Annotated in this window: 17 protein-coding genes, 1 tRNA gene and 2 pseudogenes; 4 read left to right on the top strand and 16 right to left on the bottom strand. The window is 64.1% G+C overall.

The window, feature by feature from the left end; translation table 11 throughout:
- Window positions 1-52: 52 nt before the first annotated feature.
- The 4 genes and pseudogenes from BE0216_RS12200 to rmuC all read right to left on the bottom strand — a co-directional run.
- Window positions 53-334, bottom strand: a pseudogene (locus BE0216_RS12200) (TrmH family RNA methyltransferase); the annotation flags it as partial.
- Window positions 335-393: 59 nt separating this feature from the next.
- A pseudogene (locus BE0216_RS12205) lies at window positions 394-904 on the bottom strand (TrmH family RNA methyltransferase); the annotation flags it as partial.
- 155 nt (window positions 905-1,059) lie between these two features.
- Complete coding sequence (locus BE0216_RS06165; protein WP_169714227.1) at window positions 1,060-1,755, bottom strand: type I phosphoribosyltransferase; 696 nt, start codon at window positions 1,753-1,755, stop codon at window positions 1,060-1,062.
- A gap of 49 nt (window positions 1,756-1,804) precedes the next feature.
- On the bottom strand, window positions 1,805-3,196 hold the full coding sequence (gene rmuC, locus BE0216_RS06170) for a DNA recombination protein RmuC (protein WP_169714228.1): 1,392 nt from the start codon (window positions 3,194-3,196) through the stop codon (window positions 1,805-1,807).
- Between the two features lie 167 nt (window positions 3,197-3,363).
- Here rmuC and BE0216_RS12210 point away from each other — a divergent pair, with 167 nt between their 5' ends.
- Window positions 3,364-6,465 carry an HAD-IC family P-type ATPase gene (locus BE0216_RS12210; RefSeq protein ID WP_226805717.1) on the top strand — a complete coding sequence of 1,034 codons (3,102 nt, stop codon included), beginning with the start codon at window positions 3,364-3,366 and terminating at the stop codon, window positions 6,463-6,465.
- 213 nt (window positions 6,466-6,678) lie between these two features.
- On the opposite strand, the gene BE0216_RS06185 is transcribed toward BE0216_RS12210, so the two are convergent.
- The 11 genes from BE0216_RS06185 to rpsF form a co-directional block, all read right to left on the bottom strand.
- On the bottom strand, window positions 6,679-7,650 hold the full coding sequence (locus BE0216_RS06185; protein WP_094635868.1) for a ribokinase: 972 nt from the start codon (window positions 7,648-7,650) through the stop codon (window positions 6,679-6,681).
- 174 nt (window positions 7,651-7,824) lie between these two features.
- A complete protein-coding gene (locus BE0216_RS06190) occupies window positions 7,825-9,234 on the bottom strand; it encodes an MFS transporter (protein WP_094635869.1) in 1,410 nt (469 codons plus the stop codon).
- Between the two features lie 86 nt (window positions 9,235-9,320).
- The gene (locus BE0216_RS06195; protein ID WP_094635870.1) at window positions 9,321-10,277 is read right to left on the bottom strand and encodes a nucleoside hydrolase; all 957 of its coding nucleotides are present in this window, start codon (window positions 10,275-10,277) and stop codon (window positions 9,321-9,323) included.
- 234 nt (window positions 10,278-10,511) lie between these two features.
- Entirely contained in the window at window positions 10,512-11,552 is a 1,041-nt protein-coding gene (locus BE0216_RS06200) for a LacI family DNA-binding transcriptional regulator (protein WP_094635871.1), read from the bottom strand.
- Window positions 11,553-11,758: 206 nt separating this feature from the next.
- On the bottom strand, window positions 11,759-12,607 hold the full coding sequence (locus BE0216_RS06205; RefSeq protein ID WP_158217163.1) for a DUF3152 domain-containing protein: 849 nt from the start codon (window positions 12,605-12,607) through the stop codon (window positions 11,759-11,761).
- Window positions 12,608-12,818: 211 nt separating this feature from the next.
- Window positions 12,819-13,550 carry an MIP/aquaporin family protein gene (locus BE0216_RS06210; RefSeq protein WP_094635873.1) on the bottom strand — a complete coding sequence of 244 codons (732 nt, stop codon included), beginning with the start codon at window positions 13,548-13,550 and terminating at the stop codon, window positions 12,819-12,821.
- An 871-nt stretch (window positions 13,551-14,421) separates the two neighbouring features.
- Window positions 14,422-14,498, bottom strand: a tRNA-Lys gene (locus tag BE0216_RS06215).
- Window positions 14,499-14,857: 359 nt separating this feature from the next.
- Complete coding sequence (gene rplI, locus BE0216_RS06220) at window positions 14,858-15,304, bottom strand: 50S ribosomal protein L9 (RefSeq protein WP_094635874.1); 447 nt, start codon at window positions 15,302-15,304, stop codon at window positions 14,858-14,860.
- Window positions 15,305-15,322: 18 nt separating this feature from the next.
- Entirely contained in the window at window positions 15,323-15,571 is a 249-nt protein-coding gene (rpsR, locus tag BE0216_RS06225) for a 30S ribosomal protein S18 (protein WP_072724610.1), read from the bottom strand.
- A 54-nt stretch (window positions 15,572-15,625) separates the two neighbouring features.
- A complete protein-coding gene (locus BE0216_RS06230) occupies window positions 15,626-16,246 on the bottom strand; it encodes a single-stranded DNA-binding protein (RefSeq protein ID WP_094635875.1) in 621 nt (206 codons plus the stop codon).
- A gap of 55 nt (window positions 16,247-16,301) precedes the next feature.
- On the bottom strand, window positions 16,302-16,595 hold the full coding sequence (rpsF, locus tag BE0216_RS06235) for a 30S ribosomal protein S6 (protein WP_072724607.1): 294 nt from the start codon (window positions 16,593-16,595) through the stop codon (window positions 16,302-16,304).
- A 238-nt stretch (window positions 16,596-16,833) separates the two neighbouring features.
- On the opposite strand from rpsF, the gene BE0216_RS06240 reads away from it, so the two are divergent.
- Both BE0216_RS06240 and BE0216_RS06245 read left to right on the top strand, forming a co-directional pair.
- Entirely contained in the window at window positions 16,834-17,847 is a 1,014-nt protein-coding gene (locus BE0216_RS06240) for a ribose-phosphate diphosphokinase (protein WP_094635876.1), read from the top strand.
- Window positions 17,848-18,188: 341 nt separating this feature from the next.
- Window positions 18,189-19,052 carry an ABC transporter substrate-binding protein gene (locus BE0216_RS06245; protein ID WP_094635877.1) on the top strand — a complete coding sequence of 288 codons (864 nt, stop codon included), beginning with the start codon at window positions 18,189-18,191 and terminating at the stop codon, window positions 19,050-19,052.
- A gap of 57 nt (window positions 19,053-19,109) precedes the next feature.
- Here BE0216_RS06245 and BE0216_RS06250 read toward each other — a convergent pair whose 3' ends face one another.
- A complete protein-coding gene (locus tag BE0216_RS06250; RefSeq protein WP_094635878.1) occupies window positions 19,110-20,540 on the bottom strand; it encodes an MATE family efflux transporter in 1,431 nt (476 codons plus the stop codon).
- Between the two features lie 627 nt (window positions 20,541-21,167).
- Between BE0216_RS06250 and BE0216_RS06255 the strand changes: the two genes are divergently transcribed.
- Window positions 21,168-23,405 (top strand): RNA degradosome polyphosphate kinase, encoded by a 2,238-nt coding sequence (locus BE0216_RS06255; RefSeq protein ID WP_094635879.1) that lies wholly within the window; start codon window positions 21,168-21,170, stop codon window positions 23,403-23,405.
- Window positions 23,406-23,545: the final 140 nt, after the last annotated feature.

The following is a 23,545-nucleotide window of genomic DNA, read 5'->3' on the forward strand; positions in this document are numbered from 1 at the left end:
AGAACGCACAGACCTCCACTCATGGCACCGTAAAGAAAATGCAATGGGACAGCTAGACGGCGTGTTGGGCGATCCAGCTGTGCATGGCGACGGCGGCGGCGGCACCCGCGTTGATGGAACGCACCGAACCGAATTGGGATATATACACCACATCGTCGGCCAGGTCGAGCGCCTTGTCGCTCAGGCCCGGGCCTTCCGCGCCGAACAGCAGCAGGCAACGCTTGGGGAAGCGGTAGGTCTCCAATGGCACCGCGCCGGGGATGATGTCCATGGCGATGACGCGGGCCGCCTCCAGCTCGCGGATACGCGCGTCCAGCTCGGAGATCCGCGCGGTGAGGTCGTCGAGCCGCGCGACCGAATCATCCGCATACGAACCGGAGGCGATGTCGTGCGCGTGCAATGCCGCGGCGGCGGCCTGCGAGCGCGCGAAGGCGATTTCGCCGGCGATGCGGTTGCGCCAGCATTCCACGAGTTCGGCGATGGATGGATGATGCTCGACATGCTGGTATAGCTCGGTCATCAGCGCGCCTTTGCGGTTCCATTTATGCGGCCCGACAATATGCACGCGTCGCGCCTGGAAGGCGTTGGCGGTGCGCACCATGGAGCCGATGTTGAAATCGTGCGTCCAGTTCTCCACCGCGACTTCGAAATCATGGCGGCCGCGCGCGTCGAGGTCGGCTTTGATGGCGGACACGCTCCAGTATCGGTAGCGGTCGAGCACGTTGCGACGGTCGCCCTCGTCGAGCAGGGCCGTGTCATAGCGCGCGTCGAACGCCTGAGACGTGGGATCGTCGGGGCGCGGCTCGCCGGGGTGGGTTTCCTCCCATGGGCCGAGGCCCACCTCGCGGAAGGTCGGTTCACCGGAGGCTTTGGCTGCTGCTGAGATGGCGTTAGGAGTGTGCATAGGCGCGTGGTGTTCTTCCCGGATGCGGAGTATCGAGCGAGTGTTGGCGATAAGTCATCGCGATGGTCGGAATGGTCGGAATGGTCGAATGGCTGATGGGACGAGGCTACGCCGCTCGCGATGCGTCGCCGTCATGCGTTGGCATCATGCGTTGGCTATGCGTTGAGTTCGGATTCGTCGAACACGGGCACGAACGGCAGGGAGCGCTGTTCGTCGGCGACTGGATTGATCACTTCGATCACGGCATTGCCTCCGGCCGAACCCGCCGAACCCGCAGATCCCGCCGATTCTCCGGCATCGCCCACACCGCCGACCAACGAGGTGATGGCCACCACTTCGGCGCCCTGGGCTTCGACCACGCCGAAATCAAGGCTGAGTTCGTTGCCGTTGCGCAGCGTGACCAACGAACTGGTCTGCACATAGGATTTCTCGGACAGCCAGGCGTCCACCAGCACCACGCGGCGATTCTTAATCGACGGGCCTTTGATGGAGGGATAGACGAAATCCATCACGAAGCCGTCGAGATCCTCGCCGCGGGAGGCGGCCGCATGGATCATGGCGGACACCAGCGGCACGGCGGCGGCGGTGAGCGCGCCGACGGCGTCGAAGTCATCCACCGAATATCCGGCGTCCTCCAACGCGTCAAGCATCACATGGCCCATCACGGCGGCGGCGCGATGGTCGAAGGTGACGGCGTTCAATTCGCTGAACGGCTTGCCGACCACATGGTCGCGCAGCATCACGCGCAATTGTTCGCGCGGGTCGAGCTTGGCGAAATCAACGGCGGCGCGAGCGTCACGCACGTCGGGCGTGCCGGTGGTACGGAATCCTGTGGTCTGCTTCTCGGTCATAGCGCCCACCTTAGCGTCAGATATGGTCGGGCTTGGCAGCTCGGCACCATCAGTCGGATTCACCATCCGAAGGGGATTCGGTGACCTCCGGCGCGGCGAGCTCGTTGATATTGCTTTTCTCCGAATCAAGCAGAGGCACCTCACCGATCACCTTGGAGGCGTCAAGTTTCTGCAGTTTGCGGGCCGTGGGAAGCACGCGCTTCTCCAGACTGGCGGCGAACTGGTTGTAGGCGTTCACGGTTTTGGTGATCTGGCCGCCCAGTTTGATGGCGCGATCGCCCAGCACGGCGAAACGATCATAGAGCTCGCGGGACAGGTCGAACAGCATCTTGGCGTCGTCCGTCAGGCTCTGCTGCTGCCATGCGTAGGCCACCGACTTCAGCACCGCCCACAATGTGACCGGCGAGGTCAGCGCCACCTTTTTGGCGAAGGCGTCGTCCATCAGCGTGGGGTCGGACTCCAACGCGGCCTGCAATAGCGCCTCGTTGGGAATGAACGCCACCACGAAATCCGGCGCCGTGGGGAACGCGTTCCAATACGCGCGCTCCCCCAACGCGCGCACATGCTCGCGCAAGGCCTTCGCATGGGCGCGCAACAGGTCGGCGCGACGGTCGAGATCCTCGGCGCTGGCGGTTTCCGGAATCTCGCAGGCCCGCTGGTAGTCGGCGTACGGCACCTTGGCGTCGATCGGAATGGTTTTGCCGCCGGGCAGATGCACGATCATATCCGGACGCTGGACGCGGCCGTCCGCGCCGGTGACCACCACCTGGGTGTCGAAGTCGACGTGCTCCAACAGCCCCGCGGATTCCACGATATTGCGCAGCTGGGCCTCGCCCCACGCGCCGCGCACCTTGTTGTCGCGCAGCGCCGCCGACAGTGAGCTGGTCTCCTTGTCGAGCCGAGCCTGCTGTTCGCCGAGCCCTTTGAGCTGCTCGCCCAACGCGCCCATCTCGCGCTTGCGTCCCTCTTCGATCTGCGCGACCTTGCTTTGCAGGGCGTCGAGATTCTTGGCCACGGGAGCGAGCGCCTCCAGCACTTTGCTCTGCTCGGCCATCGACTTGGCCTGGGCGAGACGACGTTCTTCGGCGGCTTTGGCGGCCTCCTCACGTTTGGCCCGTTCCTGCGCGGCGTCGCGCTCACGCTCACGCTCGATGCGGATCTGCTCGGCCTGCTGGGCCTGGGCCAACTGCGATTTGACGAAGGCGAGCTGTTGGTTCATGCCCTCCAGCTGCGCGCGCAATCCCGCCTCACGCGTCTCATGCTCCACGATGTCCGCGCGGGCGGACTCGAGTGAGGCCTTCAGCTCGTCGACCTCCGCGCCACGGACGGCGCGCGCCAGCTCCTGCCCTTTGCCCCGCCCATACAGGAATCCGGACAGCAACCCCAACGCGGCACCGACGAGCAGCGCCACAACGATCATCACCACAGCAACAGTATCCATACGTTCCAGTAAACCAGCCCTTGCGAACAGCGGTACTTTTTTACCTATCTCGCGCCTTTCGCCGCTCCAACGCCCACAGCGAACGCGCGAACGCCTTGCGGGGGCGATAATGGTCGTCAGGAGAGTCGGCACCCACGTGACGAACATCGAGGAAGGCAGGCAACGCTATGGAAGGCAATCCAATGGCATCCGCGATCATTCTGTTGGTCGCGGCGGCCTTCACCGCGGGCATCCTGTGGTTCTTCTTCGCGAAACAGCGGGGCACAGCCGGCGAACTCGCCGACGATGGCGGCAGTCAGAGCGCGACGATCACCGTGAAGGGCGGCTACTCCCCCGCCGTGGTGACCATGCGGGCGGGAGTGCCCACCACACTGCGCTTCGACCGGCAGGAGACCGGCGAATGCACGTCCCATGTGGTGTTCGCCGATCTGGGATTGGACGCGATGCTGCCCGGCAACGCCGTCACCGAAGTGCGGCTGCCCGCGCTGGCGTCGGGCGAATACCCCTTCGCATGCGGCATGAATATGGTGCACGGACTGCTGCGCGTCGAGGGCGACGCCCCAGCTGAAACGGACGCGCCGGGCGAATCGCATGACGCCGCGCCCGCCCCGGCCTCCGCCGACTACGTCGAAGCGGAACGGCGCGAAGCCGAGGAACGCCGCAAGGAGATCTCGCATCTGACCGCATTGGTGATCGTGGGTGCCGTGCTCACCGCGCCCGTGTTCGTGGTGATGATGCTGCATATGGTAAACCACATGTGGGTGCCACAATGGCTGATGAACCCCTGGTGGCAGGCCGTGTTCATCACTCCGGTGATGTTCTACTGCGGCATGCCGATCCACCGCGTGGGGTTCCCCGCGCTGGCGCACCGCTCGCCGGATATGAATTCGCTGGTCTCGCTGGGCACCTCGGCCGCGTACCTGTACAGTCTGGTGGTGTGCGTGGCACCGGGAGTCCTGCCCGAGGGCTCGCGCGAGCCGTATTTCGAATCGGTGGGTGTGGTGATCACCCTGGTGTTGCTCGGCCGTCTGATGGAGACCAAGGCGCGCGAAGGCACCGGCAAGGCCGTGCAAAGTCTGATCACGCTGCGTCCGCGCGTGGCGCACCGGCTCGATACGGATTCGTTCGGCGCTGACGGAACCGACGCCGCCGCCGATTCCGGCCGCATGTTCGACACGACCGCCACCACCGCCGACTTCAGTAGCGCGTTCGACGCAACCGCCGCCACTAACGCCACCGCCACAACCGATGCGGCAAACGTCGACGCCGCCGGTTCTGTAACCTCCCCATCGAACGCTCCCGCGGGCCACGCCCCATGGATGAACCCCGCCAATACCACGGATATCGACATCGACGAGGTGCGCGCCGGCGATCTGATCGTGGTGCGCGCCGGCGAGCGCGTGCCGACCGACGGCGTGATCGTCGCAGGCGAGGCGCGCGTGGACGAATCAATGATCACCGGCGAATCCGAGGCGGTGACCAAGTCGGCCGAGCGTGCGCCGACGCTGACCGGCGCTACAGTGCTGCTGTCGGGCCATGTGCTGATGCGCGTCACACGCGTGGGCGGCGACACCGTGCTCTCCCAGATCATCGCGATGGTGGCCCGCGCGCAGGCGACCAAGGCGCCGGTGCAGCGCCTGGCCGACCGTATCGCGCGGGTGTTCGTGCCCGCGGTGATGGTGGTCGCCGTGTGGACCTTCGCCATCTGGTTCGCGTTCGGCCCCGACCCGGCGTTGGCGCACGCGCTGGTCACCGCGGTGAGCGTGCTGATCATCGCCTGCCCGTGCGCGCTGGGACTGGCCACGCCGCTGTCGGTGACGGCGGCGACCGGCCTGGGCGCGCTGCATGGCGTGCTGGTCACCAGCGCGAAGGCTTTGGAGCAGGCGCGCGATATCGGCACGGTGGTGTTCGACAAAACCGGCACCATCACGCGCGGCATCACCGATGAGACCTCGTCGTGGGATAGGCCGAGCTACGAGTTCGATCCGATCAAGGACGGCTCGCGTGAGGCGGTGGCCGCTTTGCGCGCGGCCGGCATCCGCACGGTGATGCTGTCCGGAGACAAGGCCGAAGTGGCAGAGCGCATCGCACGCGAGGTCGGCATCGACACGGTGATCGCGCAGGTCAGGCCGGACGGCAAAGCCTATTGGATTCGACAATTGCAGAATGAGCGCGATGGCAAGGCCAACGCATTCGAGACGGTTGGCGCAGCCGGCGAAGTTGGCGCGGCAGGCGAGGCCGAAGCGTCCAATCCAGGCAACGAAGGGGCGCGAGATGCCTCGACTTCGCTCGGCATGACGAAAGAGTGTTCCGCACGCACGCACGACACGCACTGCGCACAGTCCGGCATGACGAAAGAGCGCTCCGCACGCGCACACGACACGCACTGCGCACAGTCCGGCATGACGAAAGAGCCCGCCACACGCGCGCACGGCGTACATGACGCACAGCCCGACATGACGAAAGAGCGCGCCGCATGCACACACGGAACGCACGACGCACAGTCTGGCATGACGGAAGAGCGCTCCGCACGCGCACACGGAACGCAGACCCGCCGACCCCGGCTTATCGCGATGGTGGGTGACGGCATCAATGACGCGCCGGCGTTGGCGCAGGCCGATTTGGGCATCGCCATCGGCACGGGCACGGATGTGGCGATGCAGTCCGCCGATGTGACGCTGATGAGCGGCGATCTGCGCGGCGTGCTCACCACCATCGAGCTGTCCAAAGCCACAATGCGCAATATTCGGGAGAATCTGGGTTGGGCGTTTGGCTACAATCTCATCGGCATTCCGCTTGCGGCCGGCGTGCTGTACCCGATCACCGGCTGGCTGCTCAGCCCGATGATCGCCGGTTTGGCCATGGCGTTGAGTTCGGTGTGTCTGGTACTTAACGCAAACCGCTTACACAAAGTGAAGATTGGCGGAAAATCAACGTTTTCACACAGCGTCAATAACGACTCTCGAGCACAAACCGAGATTTCGACACACCAAACTCGAAATACGGGTTTTGAAAGCGCTCCACGGGTCATCATCGACGAGCGGAGCACGCTCGCACCCACCGCAACAAACAAGGAGAACCATATGGATATGCACATGCACGCGGCCGATCCGAACGCCGCCGAAACCGCCATCGATCCGGTGTGCGGCATGACCGTCGCCGTGAATAGCGAAGCCATCACGCGCGAGCACGACGGCGAAACCTATTATTTCTGCGGCGAGCGTTGCGCCGTCAACTTCGCCAAAGCGCCCGAAATGTTCCTGGAGTAGGACGAGCTTCCCGCCACCTCTCGTCATTCCGAGCGGAGCGAAGCGGAGTCGAGGAATCCCGCCGCGTTTGCGGCGTTGAGATCCTTGCATCTCGCCCTTGCGCCCTCGGACTCACGCCCTCCGCCCAGAATGACAAGTAGACCAACAGCCCTCTAAAGCAACGCGAAGCGCCCCTCCCATCGGACGATGTGGAGGGGCGCTCTGTTCTTGGTCTTAGGCGAAGGCGGTGCGGATTTGGGCGGAGGTGCCGTAGGAGGCTTGGGCGCCGTATCCGGTGGCGGCATAGGCCGAAACATAGGAGGCCAGGCGGGCCGCGTCATGCAACGAGAATCCGGAGGCGAGGCCGGCGAGCACGGTGCCCATGAACGAATCGCCGCAGCCGGTGGTGTCCACCGCGTCGACTCTGACCGGGGCGATGCGCGTCACCGGCTCGGCCGCCGTGGCGTCCAACACCACCGACCCGTCGCCGCCCAACGTGATGATCGCCTGCTCGAAACCATATTCGCGCATGCGCTCCAACGCATAAGCCCAGTCGAATCCGTTCCAATCATCGTCTTCCGGCTCGTCCACGCCAAGCAACTGCACCATCTCATGCTCGTTGACGAGCAGCACATCCGACACGGCGATCAACTCGGCGGGAATCGTCGGCGTGAACGGCGAATTGTTCAACAGCACCTTCACGCCCGCATCATGGCACATGCGCGCGGCCGCGGTGACCGTATCGATCGGGCTTTCCAAGCACAAGCCCAGCACGCTCGACGAGGTCAGCGCATCGCGCATCGACTCGGCGTAATCCACCGTGACCTGCGCGTTGGAGCCCGGCGAATACACGATGGTGTTCTCGCCGGACGAATCCACCGTAATCACCGTGGTGCCGCTGGGGCCGAGCACGCGGCGCACATGCGACACGTCCACGCCCGCGTCGGCCAGTTGGCTGAGCAGAAAGTCAGCGTTCGTGTCGGAGCCGACCGCGCCGAACATGCGCACGGTGGCGCCGATGCGGGCGGCCGCGGCGGCCTGGTTGCCGGACTTGCCGCCGGGCAGGATCTGCAGAGGACCGCCGTTGACAGTTTCGCCCGGGCCGGGCAGCCGTTCGGTGGTGACGGTGTAATCCGCATTCATCGACCCGATGACGCTGATCACGCCATGGATGTCGTCGAGCAGGGCGAGAGGGCTGTTGGCCATGAGGGGTCCTTTCAAAAGGCGGCGGGAGGTGCGAGGCGAGGGCGGGCAGAGGAGTGACCCGAACGATACGGGTGATCCGAAACGATACGGGTATACGGACGATACGGGCGATATAAGACGGGAAGTGTGGGCCGGCCGGCACCCACGCAAGGCGGTTACCGGCCGGCGAAGGGCTTACTTGGCGGCGTAGATCTTCTTACGGAAGACCAAGTAGACGATCAGGCCGAGCAGGATGACCGCGCCGCAGATGAGCAGCAGGTTCGAATAGCCCGCGGCCGCTCCGGTGGCGCCGACGATGCTGCCGCTCTGCAGGGAGGTGGCGCCGATCAGACCGCCGATGATCGAGATGCCGATGGAGGCGGTCACGTTCATCACCAGATCGTTCATGCCCACGCCGCGGCCGGATTCCTCGGTCGGCAGGGTGCCGAGCACGGTGGAGACCACCGGCGAGTACAGGAGGCCGACGCCGGCGTAGAACAGGCAGGCGCACAGCGTAAGCGCCAGGAAGCCGGCGTTGATGAAGATGGCCGCGCCCAGGAAGCCGCACATCATCAGGCAGGCGGCGGTGATCACCGCGGCCTGGGTGCCGATTTTGCCGACGATCAGACCGGAGGTGGTGCCGAACACGGCGGCGCAGATGAAGGCCCACACCAGGTAGGTGGACACGGTGGAGGTCTCCATGCCGTACAGGTCACGGCCGATCGCGTTGAAGATCGGGGAGATGCAGTAGTTCACGAAGTAGAACACGGCGATCAGCGAGATGGCCATCAGCCAGCGGGTGTTCTTGAAGAACGCCGGGGTGATGAACGGGTTCTTGGCCTTGGTGATGTAGACGCCGAAGCCGATGAACAGCACGGCGGCCACAAGCAGCAGCCACCAGTTCATGTACGAGAAGAACAGGGTGAGGAACATGGTGGCGACGCCGAAGATCGCGAAGCCGAGGCCGTCGACCTTCTCGCCGTTGCCGTTCTGGTCGGGCAGGTTCTTGAGCAGCAGCGGCAGGAACACGATGGTCACGGCCGGGATGAGGAACAGGAACTGCCATGCGATGGAGCTGAGCAGGCCGGCGGCGAACACGCCGATCGACGCGGAGAGCTGGTAGCCGGCGGTGAACAGGCCGAAGAAGATCACCTTCAGCGAGTTCTTCAGATACTTGGTGGCCACCACCAGATAGGCTGAGCCGGCCACCTGCTCACCGGCGGTCTGCAGCACGCGGGCGATGATCACGGTCCACAGGTTCGGCTCGAACAGATAGTTGGCCACAAAGCCGAAGATCGAACCGACCAGCAGGGTGACCAGTCCCACGACGACGAGCTTCTTCAGGGAGACGAAATCACCCAGAGAACCGTAGATGAAGCAGACGATGCCGAGCACGATGCTCGGGAACGCGGTGATCAGCGAAGCCTGGGCGGGCGCGCCCACGTCGGCGCCGACCTGCTGGAACACGAGGTTGAAGCCCTGCAGGCACAGGGTGCCGAGGATGAAGGTGATCAGCAGCGGTATCAGCGCGCGAATGGCCATCTTGTTGGTGGCGTCGTCCACATCGGCCGGGACGGCCTGGGCAACGGCGTTGTTGTCGGACATGGTTGTTCCTTTCTGAAATCTTCTGTGCTCTCGAAGGGCGCCCCCGCCTTTGGCGGCGGAGGGCGCCGTTCTTCATGTCGGCCGCGTCAGCCGGCGTTCTTCGCCAGGGAGGTGATGCGGGTCATGAACTCGTCGAGGAAGCGCGGCACGTCGACGCCGACGGCCACCTCCATGGTCTTGTTCGGGTCGTTGAGGCGTTCGTTGTCGCCGATGGTGCGGCCGCGGGTGGCGCCTTCGACATCCACCTGCATGTTGATGGCCAGCGTGCTGACCAGCGTGGGATCCACGGCCACGCCGACGGCCAGCGGATCGTGCAGACCGCAGCCGCCCAGATGCGGCGAGGTGGTCTCATAGGCCTTGATGTAGAAGTCGGTCATGTCGGCGAGGAAGGCTCCGGCGGTGGTACCCAGGTCGCGCCAGCGCTGGGTCTCCCTGTAGGTGAGCAGGGTCTGCAGGGTCACGTCGAGGCCGATCATGGTGGCCGGCGCGCCCGAGCGGAACAGGTGGTCGGCGGCCTCCGGATCCTGCGAGATGTTGGCTTCGGTCCAGGCGTTCACGTTGCCTCCCACGGTGAGCGCGCCGCCCATCAGCACGATGCGGCCGATTTCGTCCTTGATCTCCGGCGCTTTATCAAGCGCGGCGGCGATGTTGGTCATCGGGCCGGTGGGCACGTAGACGAGGTCCTTGCCGTAGGTTTTGACGGCGTCGATGATGAAGTCGACGGCGGATTCGCTTTCCGCCTCGCGCGGGGAGTCGGGGATCTCGACGTCGCCGATGCCGTTCTTGCCGTGGATGAACGCGGAGATGTCGAGCACTTCGAAGGAGTCGGTGGTGCTGGAGTGCGGCAGGCCCTTGTAGACCTTGACGTCGGGGCGGCCGAGCAGGTCGGTGATGGCCAGCGCGTTGCGCACACCCTGGTCGAGCAGCACGTTGCCGTAGGTGCCGGTGATGCCGATGAGCTCGACCTCCGGGCTGCCCAACGCGTAGGCGATCGCCAGCGCGTCGTCGATGCCGGTGTCGAGGTCGAGAATAAGCTTCGTCATAATAGGGCCTTCCTGATATCCGGTATTCGTTGTGACCCATCGCCGTGGATCGATCTGCCGTGATCGCGTCGGTGGGGGCGGCGTCGCCATGCCGGTGGTTGAGTTATGCGCGGGTGAATGCCTTGCCGTTGCATATCATGTTGATTTAACGTTTTAGCATCCTTGGTGAGTTCCATGATAAAACGTTAAATCAACGAAGTCAAATCCCGCGAAACGCCGGAAAAATCAAGGCAATCACAAGGCGAGCGCACCCACCGTGCCGCCCTCCACCAGTCGGGGCGTCACCAACTCGCGCTTCGGAGACTCAAGCCACGGCTTGCCCTTGCGCCCGCCCGCGCCGATCCTCGACACGATGGCGGCATGGCATGCCTCAGCCAGGGCCGGCACGTTCTGGTCCACCGTGGTCAGCTCGGGCATGCCGAACCGTCCGGCGATATTGTCATAGCCGACCACCGAGCAGTCGTCGGGCGCGCGCAATCCGCGCTCACGCATCCGGCTGAGGAATCCCATGGCCATCAGGTCGTTGCAGCAGAACACCGCCGTGGCACCGGCGTCGATGATGCCGTCCGCGGCGTCATACCCACCGAGGAAACGGTACCGCCCGCTGACGTTCAGCTCCGGCTCCAACGTGATGCCATGTTCGGCGAGCTCGTCGACGAACCCGGCGAAGCGCACCTTCACATCCCCGGGGCGCTCGTCGCCGGCGACGCACGCCACACGACGATGCCCCGCCTCCACCAGCAATCTGGCGGCCATGCGCCCGCCCTGATAGTGGTCGGCCCCCACCGCGTCGCACCACTGGTCGCCGGTCAGACGGTCGGCCAGCACCACCGGGCAGTTCAGCCGCTCCACATCCTCGCGCAACTGCGTGCAGTCCTCCATCGACTCGCGCGCGGGAATCAGCAGAATGCCGTCGACCCCTCTCGCCTCCAGCGTGCGCAGCAATCCCCGCTCGGTTTCGCGCGAATCGTCCGAATTCGCCACGATCAGCGAATATCCGTCGGAACCGCAGACATCCTCAATCGCCTTGGCCAGCGAGGCGAAGAACAGGTTTTCGATATCGGGGATCAGCAGGGCCAACAGCATGGATTGGCTGGTCACCAGACCGCGCGCCATCTGGTTGGGCACGTAGTTCATGCGCGTCGCGACCTCGATGATGCGTTCGCGCGTCGCCTCGGTCATCCGCGCAGGCCGGCCGTTCAGCGCCTGCGACACCGCCGTCATCGAGACGCCGGCCTCGGCCGCGACGTCCTTCAGGGTGACCCTACGCCCCATCGCCACCACACTCCCTTCAATAACCCGACACAACCACGATACGTCATTATGCCGCCCGTCGATGCCCCATTGCCGTCCACCCAACCGAGATCCTTCGACTCCGGCCTACGGCCTCCGCTCAGGATGACGAAAAGGAAAGGAACAGCCCACCCAGGATGACGGCGGGATGACGACGGGAGAACGGCGGGAGGGCCGCGGGGAGAATCCTACTGCGCGACCCACAATTCCGAATCGAGCGGCCACTCATTGGGGGAACAGCCGCGCAGGTCCATGGACTGCTGTTGCATCAAGGGCGCCGCCTGTCCCGCGCCGCCGCATGTCGTCTCGTTGTCGGTATGCCCCAGACGATGCCCCACCTCATGGTTGATCACCATCCTGCGGTATCTCGCCAACGTGCCGCCGTTGGCGAGCCAATCCTCGGTCGCGGAATTCCAACGGTCGACGTTGATGATCACGCTGTCGCCGACCCGACAGCTATAGGATTCGGAGCAGCCTTCGGAATACGAGCTCATATACTGCGCTTCCGAGAGGATCAGCGTCATATCGCATTGCCCGTCCGCGCTTTCCTCGAACGTCACGCCCGCGCGCGGCCATCCCTCGGGGCTGTTCAGCGTGGAGAACACCGTGTCGGAGAAAACGGCCGCGTCCCCCACCTCGCCATTGGTGGCCACGCAATACCGATATCGGGTCGTGGCCTGACCGCTCGCGTTCGCCGTCTGCTCGGCTTGGGCCAGCAGCTCGGCACGCTGGTCGGCGCTTAACGGGGCGCTTTCGCCCGTCCCATCATCAGACGCATTCTCAGATGACTGCGCGTTTTCGTCCGTGTTTTCGGCATCGTTGCTGTTGTCGGCTCCGTCGGCTCCGCCGTCACCATCGTCTGATGCCTCCCCGCCCTGCGTCGGCGAAGTCGACGACGTTTGGGATGACCGCGTGGCGGCGTCGCCTCCCGCGGCATCGTCCGCCGCTTTGCCTGAATGCCATATCGTGAGGATCACGGCCAGCGCCGCAACCAGCAGCACACCCAACGTTCCGAACACCACGATGCGACGGATCATGTAGATTCGATGCAGCTCCCGCCGCCCGGCGTCCGCCCTCGCAGACGAATTTCCATCCCCCGCAGGCGACGCCCCACCATCGCCCTGGCTTGTCGCGTGCGGCTTGAGCGCCGATACGACGACACCCGCGAATCTGAGAAATGGATTGTCGCTACTCATAACAACGCCAATTCTAGACTCGCGGGTGTGACGTAACCGTTTATCGTCCCCGTTACGCGAACAGCGTCTGGTAAAGGAAGGCACCCACGATAGCGCCCAGAATCGGCGCGACCACCGGAATCCAAGCCTCCGACCAGCGCGAGGAGCCCTTGTGGGCGATCGGCAGGACGGCGTGCAGCAGACGCGGCATCAGATCGCGGGCGGGGTTGAGACCGGGACCGGTCGGGCCGCCCATGGAGGTCACCAGACCCCACACGATGAAGCCGACGACGATCGCGGCGGCGGCCGGCGTCTCCTCACCCCACGGCGAGGTCAGGCAGCACAGCGCGCCCAGCACCAGCATCAGCGTGCCGAAGAACTCGTTGACGAAGTAGTTCACCTTGGAGCCGGAGGCGTCGGTGGTACAGAAGGTACCGAGGATCGCGCCCTCGTCCTCGGTGGCCTGATAGTGCGGATAATAGGTCGCGTAGACGACGAGCTGGCCCACAACGGCACCCAGCAGCTGCGCGATGATGTACGGCAGCACCAGAGCCCAGTCGAACATGCCGTTGACGGCCTGGGCGATGGTCATGGCCGGGTTGATATGCGCACCGGAGATGGCGCCGAACATCAGCACGGGGAACATCACGCCGAAACCGTAGCCCATGGCGATGGTCAGCCAGCCGGAGGCATGGCCTTTGGTGCCTTTCAGTTCGACGTTGGCCACGGCGCCGTTGCCGAAGATCATCAGCACGGCCGTGCCCACGAATTCCGCAGCCAAAATGGTGAACATGGAGTATTCCACAGTCATTCTCTTTCTCTCTGACTTTCGCCTCCGAGCCTGTGGGGAGACTCTCCGCAAGTTGGAAGCATGCGCGGCATTCCACCGCACCGAACACCACAAGATTTTACCGTCGATGCCGACGTTTCCGCGCCATACGTGGCATCCCTGCCAGCCGCCGGTCCGCCCTAGAAGATCATTTCATCGAAAAGGAATCATTACGGCAATGTTTGCAAGCCACCGGCACGAGCCATACAACATACTTTAGCGTGGACGAGATGACAGTAATTGACGATTCGTCCACGGCAATGCCTCCGACAGCGTAGATGGGGGTGGCAGACACTAACAATCCTTCCACGGTGGCACATACCTCAGCATGGAGGAATCGACAGTTAGTAACCATCCATCCACGGTGACGCATCCGCCAACGTGGACGGGTCAACAGCTACTAGCCGTTCATCCACGCTTGGCATGCTCACCGTGGACGGATTGACAGATAGTAGCGTTTCATCCACGGTGACGGCACCGTCAGTGTGGACGGATCGATAGACACTGACGGCTCATCCACGCTTGGCGTGCTCAGCGTGGATGAATCGGCAGTATGTGGCATCCCGTCCACGCTGGCATGTCCCTCATCGTGGACGAATTGACAGACACTAACCATTCATCCACGCTCAGTTCCTATAACCCCACAACCCCGCAAACGAACCGGCTTAACGGCCAAAATGTGGGGTTAACGGCCAAAATGTGTGTCCAAAATGGCCTGCAGGGTCTTGTGCCGCAAGGGTTTGAGGCCTTTTGATGTGGGGCGGGCGGCTTTCAAGGCCGGCCAGAAAGATGCGTGAAGCGCCGCAAAACAAAAGAACCTCGGTCGAATATCGACCGAGGTTTCTCGTGGTGCCCCCTCAGGGACTCGAACCCTGGACACGCTGATTAAGAGTCAGCTGCTCTAACCAACTGAGCTAAAGGGGCGTTGGTCATTTCTTGAGCCGAGTGAACAGTTTACTCAGGCTCGATAGATATGCAAGTCGGCGTGTCGCGACACCACCCCAACAACACCCGCACGGCATGCCCCATATGTGCGGCACATGATGCGGTGGTGCCCATCGTGCGATGACCATAGCACTAGGTTGGAATTCCAACGTTTTAAACCACCGCACCATGGAAAGCACAACACCATGGGCACCACCGCACCATGGGCACCGTCACAGGGCTTCACAGGGATCATGATGGAAATATGCGAAAGCCTCCCCGGGCGGACCTGGGGAGGCTTTCGATGCTTAAGCTCAGACTTTTCGCAGTCTGATGGGGTCAGGCCGTCAGGCCCAACGTCACTCGGCCACGACCTTCACGGTGAAGGACGCGGTGATCTCCGGGTGCAGGGCCACCTTGGCGGCGAAGTCGCCGGTGGTCTTGATGTTCTCGACCTCGATGGCCTTCGGATCGACGGCGGCCTTGGGAGCCAGAGCCTTGGCGATCGCGTCGGCGGAGATGCCACCGAACAGCTTGCCGGACTCGGAGACCTTGGCGGCGATCGTCACGGTGGAGCCCTCGATGGCGGCCTTGGCGGCGACGGCATCCTCGCGGGTGGCGACGGCCTTGGCCAGGCGGGCGCGCTTCATGGCGGCGATCTGAGCCTCGGCACCCTTGGTCCACGCGAAGGCGAGGCCCTGCGGGATCAGGTAGTTGCGGGCGTAGCCGAGCTTGACCTCGACGACGTCGCCGGAATGACCGAGGTTGGAGACGGTCTTGGTGAGAATAACCTTGGTAACAGCCATGTTCTAATCCTCCTGAACTCAGCGGCCCGAGGTGGCGTACGGCAGCAGGGCCATCTCGCGGGCGTTCTTGATCGCCTTCGAGATCTTGCGCTGCTCCTGCACGGACACACCGGTGATACGACGGGAACGGATCTTGCCGCGATCGGAGATGAACTTGCGCAGCAGCGCGACGTCCTTGTAATCGATCTCGGTGACCTTCGCCGCCTTCAGCGGGTTCGGCTTCTTCTTGAACGGCTTGACCGGCGGTTGCGGCCTCTTGCGTGACATGATGTTCTCCTTTTACAAACTATGTATTTCTATTCGCTGCGTAAGCTGGGACGACTAGAACTCGGGCTCGTCGCTCTCCCCACCGAAATCGGCCGAACCGCCGAATGTGGAGAAGCCGCCCGCGCCGCCCGCATTGCCCCACGGATCCGCGGCGGGCGCGGCGGCGGGGTTGGAGGGCATGGCGGAGGCGCCGCCGGAGTATCCGGCACCGCCCTGATAGCCACCGTTGCCACCGGAGAAGCCGGTGCCGGCGTTGCCGCCGAAGCCTTGGCCGCCCTGGGCACCGCGGCCCTGGAAGCCGCCCTGACCGGACGACTGGCGGGTCACCTGCGCAGTGGCATACCGCAGGGAGGGGCCGATCTCATCGATCTGCATCTCCATTACGGTGCGGTTGGAACCGTCGTTCGCCTGATAGGAACGCTGCTGCAGACGACCGGTCGCGATCACGCGCATGCCCTTGGTCAGGCTTTGCGCGCAGTGATCCGCCAGATCGCGCCAGGCGGAGCAGCGCATGAACAGCGCCTGCCCGTCATCCCACGAATTCGTCTGACGGTTGAACGTGCGCGGCGTCGAAGCGATGGTGAAGCTCGCCACAGTCGCCCCGGAGCCGATGGTGCGCAGCTCGGGATCCGACGTGAGATTGCCCACGATGGTGATGGTGGTCTCGCCTGCCATGACGGTTACCTTCTTGTCTTTACACCAGCTGGTTGCAGCTGCTTAACGCTAGGGTTCAGGCGTCCTTACGAAGGATCTTCGTACGGATCACGGATTCGTTGAGGTTGAGCACACGGTCGAGCTCATCGCTGGTGGCGGGCTCGGCGGTGTAGGTCACCACGACATAGTTGCCTTCGGTCTTGCCGGCGATCTCGTAGGCGAGCTTGCGGCGTCCCCAATAATCGGGTTCGTCGACGGAACCGCCTTCGTTGGTGACGATTTCCATATACTGCTCGGTCAGCTTCTTCAGACCGCGCTCATCCAGTTCAGGATCGGCAATGAACATCAGTTCGTACTTGTGTGCAGACATCACCCACCTCCTTCGGACTAATCGGCCACGGACGTTCCGCGGCAGGAGTGTGTTTGCATGCAGCTCCATACGTCACGGCGCATGAACGCGCCGCTCCCTATGGGCAACTTGCCTACTATATGTCACCCCCGCGACGGCGTAGGGCGACGCTCGGCGCGGCCCAAGACGGAGGTGCTTGTACACTGGACTACGGCGCAAGCAGACCAACCATCGATCCAACCATGTAGAGGGATAGGACATGTCGACCATTCTTGAAGGCACGCCGGATAAGCGACTCGCTTTGGTCACGGGGCGGGCATACCCGGAGCTCGCGAACGAGGTCGCATCGTACCTCGGCGTCGACATTCTGGAGACCACCGCCTACGACTTCGCGAACGGCGAGATGTACGTGCGGTTCTCCGAACCGGTGCGCGGCGCGGACGTGTTCGTGCTGCAGTGCCATGCGGGCGACCTCAACAAGTGGATCATGGAGCAGCTCATCATGATCGATTCGCTCAAGCGCGCCTCCGCCCGCTCGATCACCGTGGTCGCGCCGTTCCTTGGCTATTCGCGCCAGGACAAGAAGCATCAGGGCCGCGAGCCCATCACCGCCCGTCTGATTTTCGACCTGTTCAAGACGGCCGGCGCGGACCGCATCATGACGGTCGATCTGCACGCCACGCAGGAGCAGGGCTTCTTCGACGGCCCGGTGGACCATCTGACCGCAACCCCCGTGCTCATCGACTATGTGCGCGACGCTTTGCCGCTGGAGAACACCACGATCGTCTCCCCGGACGCCGGCCGCATCAAGGTGAGCGAACAGTGGGCCCGCAAGCTCGGCAATCTGCCGTTGGCCTTCATCCACAAGCAGCGCGACATCACCCGCCCGAACCATGCCGAGGCGCATGGCATCATCGGCGAGGTGGACGGCCGCGACTGCGTGGTGGTCGACGATATGATCGACACCGCCGGCACCATCTGCGAGGCGGTGCGCACGCTGAAGGACTCCGGTGCCAAGTCGGTGACGCTGGTGGCCACCCACGGTCTGCTGTCCGGACCGGCGATCGAACGCCTGTCGCAGTGCGGCGCGCGCGAGATCGTGTTCATGGACACCGTGCCGATCACCGAAGAGAAGCGTCTGCCCAATATGACCGTGCTGTCGGTGGCGCCGCTGCTGGCCGCCGGCATCCGTTCCGTGTTCGAGGAAGGCTCGGTGGCGACGCTGCTCGAGGGGCTGCCGGAGGATATGCGCCCGCGCAACATCTACGCGTAAGGGGAACCGCCCGAACCGCTTCGGTCGCCCGAACCGCGGAATCCCGCGAGACCCGCACCGCACTCCGTCCCGCGTCGCATTCCGGCCCGCGCCCGCACTCCGGTCCGCTTTCAAACCCCGGCCCCGCTTTTCATAAGTCCCGGCACGCATCCCGGACACCACTCCGGCAGTTGCGTCCGCGGCCGTCATCACGCCGATTTGTCGCGCGTTATCACCACATGCGATAACGCGCGCGACGTGTTCGTTACATGCGCGCGTTAGTCTCGTTGTTTGTCGGAAAATTTCCAGAACGAGCCATCGCATGGCACCGCCCGCCATGCTTGAAGAGAGAGGATACGGCCATGTCCGTCAAAACCCGAGTTCTGCGTGCCGCCACCGCCGCCGTCGCGGCCGCGGCCCTGCTGCTGCCCGCCGCCTGCGGCACGTCCAATGACGCCGCCAACGACGCCAGCGTCGATTCCAGCGACATCACCCAGCAGACCGTCACCCCCGGCACGCTGACCATCGCCACCGGCGACCCCGCCTACTCGCCGTGGGTGCTCAACGACGATCCCGAATCCGGCGAGGGCTATGAGGCGGCCGTCGCCTACGCCGTGGCCGAGCAGCTCGGCTTCAGCGAGGACGACGTGCAGTGGGCGCGCACCACCTTCGACTCCGCCATCGCGCCGGGCGCCAAGGATTGGGATCTCAACATCCAGCAGTTCTCCATCACCGATGAGCGCAAGCAGGCGGTCGACTTCTCCCCGAGCTACTACAACCCGACGCAGGCCGTGGTGGTGCGTCAGGATTCGCAGTACGCCTCCGCCACGTCGATCGACGACCTGAAGGACGCCACGATCGGCGCCATGGTGGGCACCACCAGCTACGACTTCGCCAAGGAAGCCATCAAGGACGACATCCAGACCTTCAACGACAACGCCATGCTGGCCCAGGCGCTGGCCGCCAACCAGATCGACGCGCTGGTGGTCGACACCCCCACCGCGGTGTACATCGTGGACTCCGGCCAGGTGGAGAACAGCGTGGTCATCGGTCAGATCCCCGACTCCGAGGATCCGCAGGGCATGGGCATCGTGCTGCCGAAGGATTCGGCGCTGACCGACGCCGTCACCGACGCGGTGAACGCGCTGATCGAGGACGGCACGCTGGCGTCGCTGCAGGAGCAGTGGCTGGCCGAATACACCACCGACATCCCCACGTTGGAGTAACGCCGGTCCAACCGTCGAGACGTAAAACGCACGCCCCGTTTGACGCGCCCTTGGCGCTCAGGCGGGGCGTTTCCATATGCCGAGCAGCGGGCGCAGCAGCACGGCGAACAGCGCCACGGCGAGCACGGCCGTGGCCAGATCGGCGAAGGCCTGCGCGGCGATCACACCCTGGTATCCGGCCACCCGCTCGCCGATGGCCAGCGTGGCCAGCAGCATCACGCCCTGACGGCTCACCGCCAGAATCAGCGCGCCCACGGCCTTGCCCGCGGATTGGAAGGTGGCGGTGGTGACCAGCACCACGGCCACGCATACCGTGCTGAGCAGCTGCACGCGCAGCATGCCGGTGCCGAGGTCGATGATGGTGGGGTCGTCGATGAAGAATCCCATCAGCGGACGGGCGCCCAACCAGAGCACCGCGGTCATGGCCAGCGCCAGCGCGCATTGGAATCCGTATGCGAAGCGCAGAATATCCGCCAGACGGCGCATGTGGGAGCCGCCGTAGGCGTAGCCGATCAGCGGCTGCGCGCCGAATGCGAAGCCGACGAGGATCAGCACCGCGATCATCACGATTTTGAGCGCGATGCCCATGGCCGCCACCGCGTCGTTGCCATACGGCAGCAGGAACAGGTTGACCAGGATCACGCCGATGCTTTGCGTGATGTTGGTCAGCGAGGCGGGCACGCCGATGGCGACCACCTGGCCGATCAGATTGCCCGGCACGGCGAAACGCGCGCGTCGTGGCGCGGCGGAGGCGATGGCTCGGGCCGCACCGGCGTCCGCGTTTTGAACGCCGTCGTCGCGCCGCCACAACAGGCGCGGATCGATGGACAGGCTGTCGCAGCGGCGGACCAGCACCCATATGAAGTAGACGTCGCCGACGATATTCGCCACGAAGGTCGCCCCGGCGGAACCGGCGGCACCCCATCCGAACACATGGATGAACAGGGGGTTGAGCGCGATGTTCACCACCGTGCCGATCACCGTGCCCAGCATGGAGGGCAGGGGCAGACCGGCCGCGCGCAAGGTGTTGCCCGGTCCCATCGAAAGGATGATGAACGGCGCGGCCGCGATGATCCACCGGTAGTAGGCCGAGGCGTGCGGCATCGTCGAGGCGTCCGCGCCGAGCATGGTGAGGATGGGCCCCTCGAAGGCGAAGCCCAGCGCGATCACCAGCAGGCCGGTGAGGATCGCGGCGTAGAACGTGAACACGCTCAACCGCTTCGCCTCCATATGGCGGCCTTGGCCGAACAGGCGGGAGATCACCGAGCTGCCGCCGAGGCCGAACAGGTCGCCCAAGGCGATCATCGCGGTGAACACCGGCGCGGCGAGCGAAACCCCGGCCACCATGTCGGTGTTGCCGGTATGCGCGATGAAGTAGGTGTCGACGGCGTTGTACACCAACGTGACCAGCATGCTGCACACCACCGGCAGCGCCAATGAGAAGTATGCGCGCGGAACCGGCGCGTGCTCGAACAACGTGTTATCCATGGGTTTCTTCCGTCCCGTATGCTCCCGCCCCAAGCGGCCTTCCACGCCCAAGCGGCTTTCCATGGGTCGGAACCATGCCCGGCCCGCGAACGCATCTTAGCGAAGGCCCTTCCCTCGACGGCCGCGGACGACACGGTTGGGACGACACAGATGGGACGACATGCGCCGAATATGAGAGAAGCCCCCGAACATGAGAAAAGCCCCGCCGAAGCGGGGCCTTCCCAACAAGAACAACTGGAGCAGAATCTCTGCACAACATCATCGTTGTAACGGTAAGTCTTTCCAATGCCCGTCCAACGTAACAGTCCTCTTGACCATACACTTTTTGTGGGCTCTGCTCTGTTCTGTTCTTGTACCTCATAATGTATTCACCCGTCCGCCCATGCGCAAGTCGCGCCCTTGCGATGTGCGGTTTTTATCCCAAGTGTTCGTATCTGTTCCCGAGACTCTTCGTGGCGGACGTTACTGTGCGTTTCGAACGGGATCGATGTTCGTTTCCCGCCGTTTGCGAACATCTCGCGGCGTGTCGCCAACCGTGAACGCACCACATGAACAAATGCTGAAATTCCGTCTCATATAGGCGCGTTCCGCTAGGTGGCGGACCACGCCAACGCATAGGATATGCGTATGGCACAGATATTTGACGCACCCTCGAAAGCGATTCTGCGCAGCCAGATCGCTGAGCATATCGCGGAAACCGATAAGAACGACCGACGCGTCGAAAGGGAAGGCGAGGCGCCGCTGCCTGCGGACCGCTTCTTCGACCGTGAACTGAGCTGGCTCAAGTTCAACAAGCGCGTGCTCGAGCTCGCCCAGGACGAGGACCTGCCGCTGCTGGAACGCGCCAGCTTCGCGGCGATCTTCGCCAACAACCTCGACGAGTTCTTCATGGTCCGTGTGGCGGGCCTGAAGCGCCGCATCGACTCCGGCATCGCCGTCCCCTCGTCCGCGGGTCTGAGCCCCCGCCAGCAGCTGCGTTCGATCAGCGAGCAGGCGCATCATCTGCAGGACGAGCACGCGCATTACGTGATCGACACGATCCTGCCCGCGCTGGCCAACGAACGCATCGTGCTGCTGGGTTGGGACAAGCTCACCACCGCCGAGCAGGAGCGCCTGTCGCGCTACTACCGCCAGCAGGTGTTCCCCGTGCTCACCCCGCTGGCCGTCGACCCGGCCCACCCCTTCCCCTACATCTCCGGCGGGTCGATCAACCTCGCCGTGATCGTGGAGAACCCGACCTCGGGCAAATCGCATTTCGCCCGCGTGAAGATTCCCGGCAACCTCAACCGACTGGTGCCGGTCGACGATATGACCGACGAGGAGTCGACCGACGAGCGCTATGGCTTCATCACGATGGAGAACCTCATCATCGCGCATCTGGAGTCGCTGTTCCCGGGCATGATCATCAAGGAGGCCCGCTCCTTCCGCGTCACTCGTAACGAGGATATCGACGTGGAGGAGGACGACGCCGAAAACCTGCTCAACGCGATGGAGAAGGAGCTGCTGCGTCGCCGTTTCGGACCGCCGATCCGTTTGGAGATCTCCGACGAGACCAGCCCCTTCCTCTCCCAACTGCTCGCCGACCAGCTCGGCGTCAGCGCCGACGAGGTGTACCGTCTGCCTGCCCCGCTCGACGCGACCGTGCTGTTCGAGCTCGGCGGCATCGACCGTCCGGATCTGAAGTACCGCCCGTTCATCCCGACCACCAACCGGCAGATCGCCGAGGTCGAGTCGAGCCGTGCGCAGGACATCTTCGCCGCCATCCGCGAGCACGACATCCTGCTGCACCACCCCTACGACTCCTTCTCCACCTCCGTGCAGGCCTTCCTCGCGCAGGCGGCCGCCGATCCGAAGGTGCTGGCCATCAAGCAGACGCTGTATCGCACCAGCTCGAACTCGCCGATCATCGACGCGCTGGTGGACGCCGCGCACGCCGGCAAGCAGGTGCTGGCGCTGGTCGAGATCAAGGCGCGCTTCGACGAGGACGCCAACATCGCCTGGGCCCGCAAGCTCGAACGCGCGGGCGTGCATGTGGTGTACGGCATCGTGGGTCTGAAAACCCACTGCAAGCTCATCGAGGTGATCCGCCAGGAGGCCGACGGTCTCAAGCGCTACTGCCATGTGGGCACCGGCAACTACAACCCGAAAACCGCCCGCGTCTACACCGATCTGGGTCTGCTCACCTGCGATCCGGTGGTCGGCCAGGATATGACCCGCCTGTTCAACCAGCTGAGCGGATACGCGCCCAAGTCGAGCTTCCACCGTCTGCTGGTCGCGCCGCGCACCGTGCGCACCGGTCTGATCCAGCGCATCCGCCGCGAGGAGGACGCCGCCCGCGCCGGCAAGGAGGCGTGGATCAAGATCAAGGCCAACTCGATCGTGGATGAGAAAACCATCGACGCGCTGTACCGCGCCAGCCAGGCCGGCGTGAAAATCGACATCGTCGAGCGCGGCATCTGCTCGCTTAAGCCCGGCGTTCCGGGGCTTAGCGAGAACATCCGCGTGCGTTCGATCCTCGGCCGACTGCTCGAGCACAGCCGCATCTACGCCTTCTGCAACGCCGACGGCCCGCAGATCGGCGAAGGTCCGGTCTCCGGCCCGGAGGTGTGGATCGGTTCGGCCGATCTGATGCACCGCAACCTCGACCGCCGCGTCGAGGCGCTGGTGCGCGTGACCGACGCCGAGCAGATCGACGAGCTGATCCGCTACATCGACCTGCAGATGGCCGACTCCACCGTCAGCTGGCATATGCAGCCCGACGGCACCTACGTGCGCCATGCCAAGGACGACGAAGGCCGCCCGCTGGTCGACAGCCAGGAATACCTGATCAAGCGGCACCAGCGCCGCCCGCGCACCAACAACTGACCCAGTGCTGACCCAGTTGGACGCCCCTCTCTCGTCACTCCGAGCAGAGGGGCGTCTTTCGTCATCCCTCGTGGGAAGTGCCCGACATTTCGCGTAATAACGATCACAGCATCACAGGCCGCGCCATCGCCGCATACAAT

It is taken from the genome of Bifidobacterium eulemuris (genome assembly GCF_014898155.1).
GTDB lineage: Bacteria > Actinomycetota > Actinomycetes > Actinomycetales > Bifidobacteriaceae > Bifidobacterium > Bifidobacterium eulemuris.